Annotated in this window: 8 protein-coding genes and 1 pseudogene; 7 read left to right on the forward strand and 2 right to left on the reverse strand. The window is 48.3% G+C overall.

The features are described from left to right. The first annotated feature begins 2029 nt into the window (after window positions 1-2029). From H7C18_RS17495 to H7C18_RS17505, 3 genes and pseudogenes are all read left to right on the forward strand, one after another. Window positions 2030-2242: a hypothetical protein gene (locus H7C18_RS17495; protein ID WP_185130376.1), complete on the forward strand. Its 213-nt coding sequence runs from the start codon at window positions 2030-2032 to the stop codon at window positions 2240-2242. A 153-nt stretch (window positions 2243-2395) separates the two neighbouring features. Further along, window positions 2396-3295, forward strand: coding sequence for a G1 family glutamic endopeptidase (locus tag H7C18_RS17500; RefSeq protein WP_185130377.1), 900 nt, complete (start codon window positions 2396-2398; stop codon window positions 3293-3295). A gap of 179 nt (window positions 3296-3474) precedes the next feature. Further along, a pseudogene (locus tag H7C18_RS17505) lies at window positions 3475-4074 on the forward strand (group II intron maturase-specific domain-containing protein); the annotation flags it as partial. A 448-nt stretch (window positions 4075-4522) separates the two neighbouring features. Here the strand turns inward: H7C18_RS17505 and H7C18_RS36050 are convergent. Beyond that, window positions 4523-4720 carry a hypothetical protein gene (locus tag H7C18_RS36050; protein WP_420481868.1) on the reverse strand — a complete coding sequence of 66 codons (198 nt, stop codon included), beginning with the start codon at window positions 4718-4720 and terminating at the stop codon, window positions 4523-4525. Window positions 4721-4972: 252 nt separating this feature from the next. Continuing rightward, entirely contained in the window at window positions 4973-5440 is a 468-nt protein-coding gene (locus H7C18_RS36055; protein WP_273386912.1) for a helix-turn-helix domain-containing protein, read from the reverse strand. A gap of 389 nt (window positions 5441-5829) precedes the next feature. On the opposite strand from H7C18_RS36055, the gene H7C18_RS17515 reads away from it, so the two are divergent. From H7C18_RS17515 to H7C18_RS17530, 4 genes are all read left to right on the forward strand, one after another. Next, window positions 5830-6687 carry an ABC transporter permease gene (locus H7C18_RS17515; RefSeq protein ID WP_238357763.1) on the forward strand — a complete coding sequence of 286 codons (858 nt, stop codon included), beginning with the start codon at window positions 5830-5832 and terminating at the stop codon, window positions 6685-6687. A gap of 1 nt (window position 6688) precedes the next feature. Further along, on the forward strand, window positions 6689-7561 hold the full coding sequence (locus H7C18_RS17520; RefSeq protein ID WP_185130379.1) for a carbohydrate ABC transporter permease: 873 nt from the start codon (window positions 6689-6691) through the stop codon (window positions 7559-7561). Between the two features lie 71 nt (window positions 7562-7632). Further along, a complete protein-coding gene (locus H7C18_RS17525; protein WP_185130380.1) occupies window positions 7633-9249 on the forward strand; it encodes an extracellular solute-binding protein in 1617 nt (538 codons plus the stop codon). 30 nt (window positions 9250-9279) lie between these two features. Continuing rightward, complete coding sequence (locus tag H7C18_RS17530; protein ID WP_185130381.1) at window positions 9280-11631, forward strand: helix-turn-helix domain-containing protein; 2352 nt, start codon at window positions 9280-9282, stop codon at window positions 11629-11631. Window positions 11632-11633 lie beyond the last annotated feature (2 nt).

Below are 11633 nucleotides of genomic sequence, written 5' to 3' on the forward strand. Positions count from 1 at the left end.
CATATCCAAACAGGAATGGTCGAGAATGAGCTGCAAAGAACGGATTCGCAGCAGCTGGTTATCAATCAATGCAACAAAGTCGCGGTGGTCAGATTCCCGCGTTCGGCCCGATAAGCCCGAAGCGCTTTGAAGCAGGTTTTCTGGAACGGGACCCGGCGCTCTTTGGCTGCAGATAGAGATCGTCCATGTGCAAAATTGAGAAACTATCCGATAAAAACGCCTGTATCAAGCAGAAACAGCAGGGTAGTGTAATCGCGAAGCCCGGTGAAGGTGGATCGATCTGGCTGTTGAAGCAACCGTAGTTCATATTGAGAAAACGTAGAGATCGCATCTTTGGAAGCATTAATAAAGGCTGAGGTTACTGCCGGATTCGTCAGCATGTAGCCGAGGAAATGGTCCTGAAAATTATAATTTTCCACGGGACTATATTTACCAAAAATTTGTTTATACATATAAAAAAAGTAATATTTAGTGCTTTAGTTCAACTGGGAGAGCGCATCGCTGGCAGCGATGAGGTCAGGGGTTCGATCCCCCTAATCTCCACCAAAACTAAAATGACAGCCTTCCATTAATTGGAGGACTTTTGTGTTTTGGCTATGAAAAATCACAAGACGTTGTTCACAAGACACTTCGATGAGTTGGCGGGAAAATTTGTTGCGCTTAACAGGCGCGCCAGATTCAGGTTCCAGTGGTAGCAATACCGTGGAGGTTCGAGTCCTCTCGACCGCACCACACCAAATGTGAAACTCTTCGATAAATCGAGGAGTTTATTTTATTCCTTAAGGACCAGTAGTTTTTAATTCAATCCCTGAGTTCTAACATCATAAAATATTCAACTCCGATAAGTCCATTGATGTCTCCTTGAGGAATCGATACCTCCAAAATCCAATTTCGCTTTTCAGTGACTCAGACTCAAAATTAACTTCTTCAACCATTATTGATGAAAAAGTTGTACAAGCTTTCACTGCTCTATAGAAAGAATGTACATTTCTTCAAGCTAAGCAAAAACGATTCTTGAATGGAATGTGTACATACAGTATTTTGAACGAGAAACATTGGCCGCTCCAAAAAATAAATATCCCTTAGTTCGACAAGATTAGCTCGAAGTGCTTTGGTGCAGGTTTTTTGGAACGGAAATCATCGTTCTTTTGCGCGCTTTCTCTTGACCGTTAACTCCATTTCCTGCATATGGGAGATTGTCCAGTGAATTCTGAAGGAATAGATTGATCCATTCCTCATTCGTGGGCTTGGCGGAAAACGACCGGTAGAAGCGATTCAATGGGGGTTGCATATATCATGCCAATGACGTATATCTTCAGGTTGAAGGGGCACATACCGGCGGGTCATTTCGATATTACTGTGACCAAAAAGGGCTTGAAGAACGTAGGCATTCCCGCCGTTCATTAGGAAAGATTCGTTCTTCGAAAGGTATGCCGGAATCGCGAATACCTGAAACGCGGCAATACTTGATGATTAAACGTTTGATGTTTCTTGTTGGAAGGGCTGTTCCTTAACCAAAATCCTCAAGGCATGATGTTGCAGTCTGCCGTGCAGTTTCAGATACATATGGAGTGCCACGGTGCAAGATTTTTGAAGAGGGACAAAGCGGCTCTTGTTACTTTTTCCCTTGCAATATGAATGAAGCCGTCCTATCTAGAACAGAAATGAGCAGGGCGTATAATTCGGTAAGCCGAATACTGGTATCCAGCAATAACAGCATCATATACGCGATTTCCCTTGTTATGCGAAATTTATAATATTGTCTTGGTTAATGAAATTTCGAAATGACCATGTGCTGAACTTGCCATACACAAGGCTATCCAACTTGCGCCGCAACAGATAGGTGAATGCTGTAGGCAAGCGGATTGTTTGTCATGCTTGACAAGTTAGCTGTCTCATAAATATGATGCAGGAAAAGTTGAAGGATTTGCGTAAAAGCATTTGGTCCCTCAAAAAATCGTCTAGTAGGTGCAACGTTCTGGTGTATCTAAGCGTCATAAATAGCAGGTAAAACCGGGAGGTTGAGGTTATGAAGAAAAATAAAGTAATTTTGTTCACGGCACTTGGTTCTCTATGTGTATTGTGCGGCTCTTTAGGTGTTAATTCCACAAGCGGTGCAAAATCAAATGTTCCGAATGTTATTCCTGCGAAAAACTTTTCATTTCAGAGAGTTGATCCAAAACCGGTACAGATGGATTTCCAAATAAGTAGAGAGCCTATTATAGCTGATCCGAAGCAATAAAATATTTTTTTGGATCTATTCGATATAGAAATATTATTCAACGTAAGGGGTTAAATGAATTTCGGCGTTGACGGATATTTATAATATATTTACATCTAATCCAAATTATTGTATATTCTAAATACATCAAACATTTGGAAGGGAAGTGGTATTATGAAGAGGAAGCATTGGTTAGGAACAACTGTATTTTTGTTGGCAATGTTATTGGTTGGGAGCTTGTCGGCTTGGGCTACGCCTAAAGAAAATCTAGAATTTCATAATTTTGTAGCTCCTCCATCTAATTTTAATGCTTTGACTGCAAGCAACGATGAACTTACACGGTTTGGCCTTCCCAAAAGACCAAATGTAGGGACAGCAGAATTTGAAATCTGGAAAAAGGCCGTGGTAGGTAGTAAAAGAGTTGACTCAAATCCTGTCGCAATACCTGGCCTTCAATTTGGTTTAACTACTTCAACTAGTCATAATTATGCCGGTTACAGAGTTACTGATCCAGGTACTTATACATCTGCAACAACTGTAACTTATGTGCCAGCAGCCGCAAGTAGTGCATCTCAGGTGATGGCCACCTGGGCTGGGTTGCATACTGCACCTAATATAATCCAAGCGGGTGCCGCTAACTCCGATAGTGTTTCTACGACTCCCTATTTCTGGTTTGAAGATTATCCTGGTCCGGCTTATAAAATTACAGGTCTAACCGCACATAACGGCGATCAGTACTATATCTTGGTAAGTTACGATTCTTCTACCCATAACGCATCTTATTACATCTCCGATTTTACAACTGGCCAATATACAAATGGAACATTTTCAGCCTCTTACGTGGGAAATACTGACGTAGAATATATCTTAGAGAATCCAACATTAAATTATCCTAATATTGGAAGCGTAACTTTCCAATATTGTGGGTACAACAGATCTGGTACCAGTGGGGGCCTTGGTGACGGTGCAACTAACATAACAAAATTCATTATGGTAAACTCATCTAATAGTACCGTTTATTCACCTGGTAGTGTTTCATTTGATACCAACTCGTTTACTGTCACACATAGCTAATAAATTGTGTTCTAGTTTGAAATAATGCCTCCTTAACTTCTCCGTGAAATGTCACTCTTGTTGGTTTTTGAAAGGCTGTCTCATAAGGTCTGTGACCTGAGAGACAGCCTTTTCAATTACGGCAATTAGAAACTGAGTTATTCTGAAATTCCCCTTTTGAATTCCCCCCAGTTCGTTCTTTCGTCCGTTATGCGGACGACTGCAACATCTTCGTTGCAAGCAAACGCGCCGGAGAACGGGTCATGGCGTCGGTCATTCACTTTGTGGAAGGAAAGCTGAGACTGAAAGTGAACCGGGAAAAGTGCGCGGTAGCACGGCCTTGGAAACGCAAGTTTCTGGGGTTTAGTTTCCTGAGCAACAAGCAGGCGACGATTCGGCTGGCCCCGAAAACGATCTCTCGGTTCAAAGACAAAGTCCGCGAACTGACGAGCCGCACAAGGCTATTGCCGATGGAGAAGCGGATAAACCAGTTGAATCGCTATATGATGGAGTGGCTAGGCTATTTCCGACTGGCTGCCGCGAAGAGCCATCTTATACAATTCGACGGCTGGATTCGCAGACGGCTGCGCATGTGCCTGTGGAAGCAATGGAAACGAGTACGAACACGAATCCGCGAACTTAGGGCGCTGAACGTGCCGGAATGGGCCTGTTTCGTCATGGCCAACTCCCGACGCGGTCCATGGGAAATGTCTCGTGTCACGAACACAGCCCTTCCGACTTCCTATTGGGAAGCGAAAGGGCTTAAGAGTCTGCTTTCTCGCTATTTAGAACTTTGTTAACCTTTTGGAACCGCCGTAGGCGGACCCGCATGTACGGTGGTGTGAGAGGACGGGGGCTAGCCGCCGCCTCCTACTCGATTTTTGCCAAAACTAAGGTGGTTAACAAAAAAATCATCCGATCACAAAAATTGTGGGATCCCTTGAATGAACAAAGGAATGGCTTCATAAAAAGTGCGGATATACATACGTTTTCGCATCTGCTAATTTCGATTTGCCGGCATCTTTGTGGTAATTCAAGCAGCTAATGTTGAAGGGAAAGTCGTTTTAGCTTAATACGAGCATCGGCCGTTGTAAATTGCCAATCCACGCCTTTCTGGTGCTGGTTTCGAGCACTTTCCCATGCCGCCAACTCGTGCGCCAACTCAGAATTAGAAGGGATGCGTCGCCCCAAACATTGGCTGGTCATCACGCTGAGCTCAATCTCCGCGATATTCAGCCAACTGTCGTGTTAGGGCGTGTTGTGGATCTCCAATCGCTTCGCCAACCGCCTGGCGGTTTCAGGCTCAAACGCTTGATAGAGGGAGGCGATGGAATGGGTGTTCAGATTGTCCATGACCAATTTGATCTTCGGCACATTCGGATAATGAACGTTCAGCAGTTCACGAACCTGCTCCGCCCAGTCGATGTTGCTCCCGTACCGCAACATGTCGCCAACCTGCCAAGGGTTCCGTAAAGACAATGATGCTGCAAGTTCCTTGTCGAACATATTCACTGTCTTCCCGACGTGGCTTGGCGGCCTTCATCGGAATCGGTTCACGAGCTTCGTCCAGCAGTTGAAATGGCTTTTCATCCATGCAAATCACCGGGCAATTGACATCGTAAGGTGATTTAGACGTCCAACACATCTTCCATAGCGGCGACAAACGCTGCGTGTTGCTCAGGTGGAATGCACCAGCATTTACGAAGGTGAGGCTTGAGTTTGTTTTTTTAAGACCTTCCAGACGGTTTCGTAGGAGATGCTGTCGATGTAGTTCAGTTCGACCGCCCGATCGGCAAGCAGATCCAAAGTCCAACGGCTTCTTCCATCCGGCGGAGTGCTGCAACTCAGCGCGATGATTTTTGCTTCGACTTCGCCCGTCACTTTCGGAGCTACGGGCGGTGTAAGTCGTTTCTTTCGACCGATCGCGCCTTCCCACCCTTTGTCGGCATACGCTTTTCGAACGTTATACACGGTGTTAATGTGTACCTGTAGACGCTCGGCAATCTCTAACTCTTTTAAGCAACCGCCTAGCCTGTTTTCATCCGCAGCTAACAGGATTTGCGCTCGACGAATGGATCGGGCCGCAGCTTTAGCTTTGGAAATGATGGCACGCAATTTCTCGCGTTCTTCGGTCGTTAAGCGAACAGGATGTTGGATGGGTCGCATTTATGATAACCTCTTTTTGGCACTACTATACCAGATCCATCCAATCTATACGATTAGCATTGAGAAAGTACTAGAATGGGCCAGAATGCTTAGCGGTGAAATGTCAAGAGGGTGACGAAAACGAATTGGAAATAAAACCTGGGTTAATAGCAATGCCAAGTGAGAAAAGGGTACATCAAATCAAGCTTGCATCAACTGTAAAATATAACCATATTACAGTTGAGGCTGGAAACGGTCTCAAACCAAGCTTCAAAAACTACTATACGAGGGGAACACTCATGGAATCTACAGCCGGACATAAAGCCAGCATTCCGACTGAAGCGGCAGGGTTGGCTGCGCAGAAGCCGCGATGGCTAAGGCGCTTACGCAAGGATCAATATTTATACCTCATGTTAGTTCCTGTAATGCTTTATTTCATTCTCTTCAAGTACGCACCGCTGTTCGGCGAAGTGATGGCCTTCAAAAATTATCGGTTGTCTGAGGGAATTTGGGGAAGTCCCTGGGTCGGATTGGAGCAATTCCGGAAGCTGTTCACCAGTCCCGATTTCGTTCAAATTCTCAGAAATACGCTCCTGTTGAACCTGTACAATTTGTTGTTTGCGTTTCCCGTTCCGATCGTTCTGGCGCTGATGCTGAACGAGCTTCGTTCGGAAGTATACAAGAGAGTTTTGCAAAATCTCCTGTATATTCCGCACTTTATGTCTTGGATCGTGCTTGGCAGCATCGTTATTGCGGTACTGTCTCCCAGCACGGGCATCGTGAATGCGGTCCTGAAATTTTTCGGAGTGGAGCCTATCTATTTTATGGCAAGTACGTTCTGGTGGCCGATCTCCTTTGTCGGATCGAGCATCTGGCGGGATGCGGGATTCGGAACGATTCTGTACTTGGCCGCGATGGCGTCCGTGAATCCGCAGTTGTACGAAGCCGCAGCGATCGACGGAGCGAGCAGATGGCGGCAAATCTGGCATGTGACGCTGCCGGGCATTCGCAGCACGATCGCCATTTTGCTTGTTCTGCAGATGGGCCATATGATGGATGTCGGTTTCGAACAAGTGTATACGCTGCAAAATTCGGCTGTCGGCAGCGTGTCCGAAGTTATCAGCACGTATGTCTATAAACGGGGGATCGTCGGGCTGCAGTACAGCTACACGACAGCGCTCGGCTTGTTTCAATCGGTCGTATCCCTGATCCTGGTCGTGGCGGTCAACCGATTCATACGTGCGATGGGGGAACGGGGGTTATGGTGAGATGATGCAGGCATCCGGATGGTTCCGTTGGTTGAACGCTTTTTTGTTGGGATGTTTCGCGTGCGCCGCGTTGTTTCCGTTCATTAACATCTTGGCGGTGTCCTTCAGCAGCAGCCGTGCCATCAATGCGGGGGAAGTGTCGCTATGGCCGATCGAATTCAATCTGGACGCCTACCGCAATTTGATTGCGGACGGGCAGCTGCTGGTGGCAATGAGAAATTCGCTGGTAATCACCATGGTCGGCACGGCCTTCAACATGCTGTTTACCGTGCTGGCCGCGTATCCGTTGTCGAAGCGGCGGCTTCAAGGAAGAAATGTTATGCTGATGGGTATTTTGTTTACGATGCTGTTCGGCGGCGGGCTCATTCCGAACTTTCTGCTGATCAGTTCGCTTGGTCTGGTCAATTCCTACTGGGGGCTTTGGCTGCCGGCGCTTATCAGCGCTTACAACATGTTTGTCATGAAATCGTTCTTCGAGGGGCTGCCGGAAGAGCTGGAGGAATCCGCAGCTATCGACGGCGCCAAGGATTGGATGATCCTGTGGAGAATCATTCTGCCGATCTCCATGCCCGTCATTGCGGCTTTGACCCTCTTCTACGCCGTGGGATGGTGGAACAATTATTTTAATGTTCTGATCTACATCAAAAGCACCGACAAGCTGTCCCTTACGGTCAAGCTGTACCAAATGCTGCAGAACGTAAGCTCGGAGCTGCTCCGGACGACGAATGGGGAAGGCGCCTTGCAAACGACGATCACACCGGAAGGGATTCGTGCCGCATCGATCGTGATCGCGGTTTTGCCGATTCTGTGCGTGTATCCGTTCTTGCAGAAGCATTTTGTCAAAGGAGTCCTGATGGGCTCGGTGAAGGGTTGAGGTCATAAGAGCCTTGCGGCCTTGTGATAGATTGCTAGATGATTTAAGGTTAAAAATTGAGGAGGAGTCAAATGAACTTGAATGTAAAAAAATGGGCAGCCGCGATCTTGCCTTTGTGTCTGTCCGCAGCCGTATTGTTCTCCGGGTGCTCGAAAAGCGGCACGCCGGCTAACGGCAGCACGGCAACGGTTAACGGCAGTACCGCGGCGTCGACAGCCAGCAGCCAGGGGGACAAGTACGACAGCTTGCCGAAAGATGTAAGCATTTCCATGTTCGACCGGGGGCAAGTGTCGAGCGATGAGGGAACGTACGAGGATAACCGTTGGGTGAAGTGGATTCGCGAGCAGTCCGGCATCAATCTAACCGTTGTGCCCGTGCCGCGCAACCAGGCGCAGGATAAGCTGAACGTGCTGATCGCATCCAATCAGGCTCCCGACTTGATCTGGGAATACGACCGCAATTACATCGGAAACCTGGTGTCGCAGGGCGTTATTCAGCCGTTGGACGACTACATCGATAAATACAGCACGTCTTACAAAAAATACCTGCAGGAAAACCCGGATTTGAAGCCGTATATTACATTCGACGGCAAGATCTATGCAATGACGACACGCCGGACCATCAGCAGCATCGCCAATCACGGCATCTGGATCCGGCAGGACTGGCTCGACAAGCTGAAGCTTAAGACGCCGACGACCATCGAGGAATTAATCGCGGTCGCCCAGGCGTTCAAGGACGGGGATCCAGACGGCAACGGGAAAGCGGATACCGTGCCCATTGTCGGCTATACGACGAACGATGTGTATGCCGCGCTGTTCGGCACCGACTATTACGATTGGTATCTGCAAGACGGCCAAATGAAATTCGGCCCCACGCTGGACAACTTCGGCGATGCGCTGGCTGCCGAGAAAACGATCTATGAGCAGGGATTGGCCGACAAAGAATATTTTACGGACAACGACAATTCCCGCGCGAAGCAGCTCTGGACTACGGGCAAGGCCGGCATCCTGCTCGGCCAATGGGGAAATATGACGACCAGCCTGAACCGGGATTTGCTGACGAACGATCCGAATGCGAAGCCCGTACCGCTTGAGCCGGTAGCGACGAAATACGGGAAGTTCGGCCTGTATCAGGAAACTCCCGCTTACATTTATGTAACTTTCAATAAAGATATGAAGAATCCGAAAGCCGCCATGGAATATTTGGACTGGTTGATGGATAAAGGCTGGTTTACGCTGACAAACGGCCTGGAGGGCGTTCATTATAAACTGGCGAACGGCGTGCCGCAGCAACTGGATGCGGATAAATTCGCGAAAGAAGTGAAATACGCGAACGAATACGCGTTGCTTAAACCGGCTGTGGAAAAACCGGAAGACCTGATTGTCAAAGCGGCGCAGGACCCGCTGTCCCAGCAGTTGGCAAAGCTGGAGGCCGATTCGCTTCAAATCGCTTTGAAAAACAAATTCCGGCGCGATATTCCGTATCAGCCGAACATTACCGAGATTAACGAACTGAAGTCGTCGTTCCTGAAGACCGTTCTTGATATCCGTGCGAAGACCGTTACCCGCAAGGATTATACTGCGGAAGAAGCTCTCGCGGATATCCGCAAAGAATGGAAGCGCTTAGGCGGCGACCAGGCCGAACAATTGGCGCAGGATTGGTACGAGAAGAATAAGGCGAACTTTTAACTAAACGGATAACGACCGGGGGAACAGGGCATGGGCATCTTGCGGAATCAATCGACAAAAAAGACCGTCATCGTGCTGTTATTGCTTCTGTTCCTCGTCGTTTCCATGATCTCCTTTTTATCGTATCGAGTGGCGACCAACCGGCTGAAATACGAGTCGACGAGCACCCATATGGCGCTGCTCAGCCAGATCGACAACAAGATGGAGCTCGTTCTTCAGGAGATCAACAAAGAATCGATCGATATTCTCGGAAACGAGGATGTCAAGAGGTTTTTCGATGATAATTTGAACGACCAGGAGAGCCTCGACAATACCTACCGACTCAACAATTACTTCGCCCGCTTCGTCAATGCCGGCGAATACGTGTATTCCGTCGATTTGTATTCGTACGTCCGGAAGCGGTTCTTCTCGGGGACCCCGCTGAACGACGGGCATATCACGAAAGATGATGATTGGATTCGTCCGTTCGAGAAGTTTGACGGTTATTCGAGTTGGCTGCCGACACGGAAGCTGTTGCTCAACGAATCGAATTTTCCGATCTACCGGAACGTTGTGACCCTCGTCCGCTCCTATCCGCTTATTCATTCGCCGGGTTACCGGCGCGGGGCGGTGGCAGTCAACATCAAGGAAGATGCGCTTTATCGTTTGCTGACGGATGCCAATAATCGAAGCCTGGGCAGTCTCTATCTCCTGGATTCGAACGGGCATGTCGTATCGAGCGCGGACAAAAAGTTGGTCGGACAGGATATGCATCAATCGGACATTATGGCGAAGGTTCTACAAGGCGAGCGTGAAGGGCGTTTTCAAGCGACGTTCGAGCATGTGCCGAGTTCGGTGTTTTATGTGACATCGGCTTATACCGGCTGGAAAATCGTCAATATCGTGCCCGACGTCCAATTGGACCAGCCGCTCATCACGGTTAGGAACGCCTTGCTGGTCATTGCCGTGATTCTGTTTGCAGTAGCCGGCCTCATGACCGTATTGGTCGGCCGGTGGACGTTCAAACCGCTGAATCGGTTAATCGCCAACCTGTCCAAGAAGATGAAAGCCCATCCGCTGTATGCCGTATCCGACTGGGATACGGGCAACGAGTTTACCAATTTCGAGAACATGGTGCAGCATATTTTGTCGGACAGCGAAAGGCTACAGATGCAGATCAAGGTAAGCAAACCGATCATGAAATGGCGGCTCCTGATGGAGCTCTTAACCGATTATCACGCAATTAACCGGTCTGTTTCGCAGTATATGGAGATGGTCGGCGTGCAGCTGTATCGGAACCGTTTTATCGTCATGAGCGTGGAATTCGACCGAAAATCGGAAATCGCGTCAAGCCGGGATTTGCACCTCTACGCTTACGGCTTATGCAACGTTGCGGAAGAACTGATCAATGCGGAAAGCAAAGGTGCGGCCATCGAATGGGAGGACGGCCAATGCGCCATTATTCTCAGCTTCGATGACGATGATTCCGAAGAGCATTCGCTGTACGCCATGGCTGTAGCAGATATGCTGAAAAATTACATTCAGGGGCATTTCAAAAAGACGGTGACGATCGGAATCGGCCCGGAGGTTTACCGGATGGAGGACATTCATCTGTCCCACAAGCAATCGATGGAAACGCTGAAGTATAAGCTGGTCATGGGACCCAACGCGATTATTACCGCCGACGATCTTCCCGATTACAGCGCGGGAGAGTTTCATCGCTTGTTCGCCTTCACCGACAACATGATCGACTCCATCAAAGTTCTCGATGAAGAGAAGCTGCGCCAGCAGGTGCGGGAATGGTTCGATTCGCTGGCCTCCTCCAATGTGCGGCCCGATATCATCAAGCAGCTTGTCGTGCAGCTGCTTATGAAAGCGGCTGTTGTGGCAAGCGACATCGGGGTGCTGCGAGAGGATCTGGCCCCCGCGCAGGAAGTTAATGAAACGCTGGAGCAATACGAAAGCCTGGAGCAGATCGCGGATTTTGTCACCAGCATTTTGGCCGATTTTATCGATCGAATCCGAACTCGGCGACACAATCGGGAGAAAAACGAAGCGATCGAAAAAATCATGCGCTATATCCAGAAAAATTACATGAGCCATGAAATGTCCCTGAGTTATCTATCATCCCAATTTCATATCAGCGTCTCCCACCTGAGCAAAATGTTTAAAGACTACACCGGCGGCAACTTTATCGATTACCTGATGGAAATACGGATCGAGAAAGCGAAAGAAATGCTTGCCGGCGGCAACGGGAAAATCCGCGACATTGCCGAATCGGTAGGGTACAACAACGTCAACAGCTTCACCCGTATCTTTAAAAAGATAACCGGCTTGACCCCGAGCGAATATCGGGAGCGGGAATGGGACAAAGAGGAAGAGAGAGAGGACCGTGTTTTGTAAAT

The organism is Cohnella zeiphila (assembly GCF_014212055.1).
Taxonomy (GTDB): Bacteria; Bacillota; Bacilli; order Paenibacillales; family Paenibacillaceae; genus Cohnella; species Cohnella zeiphila.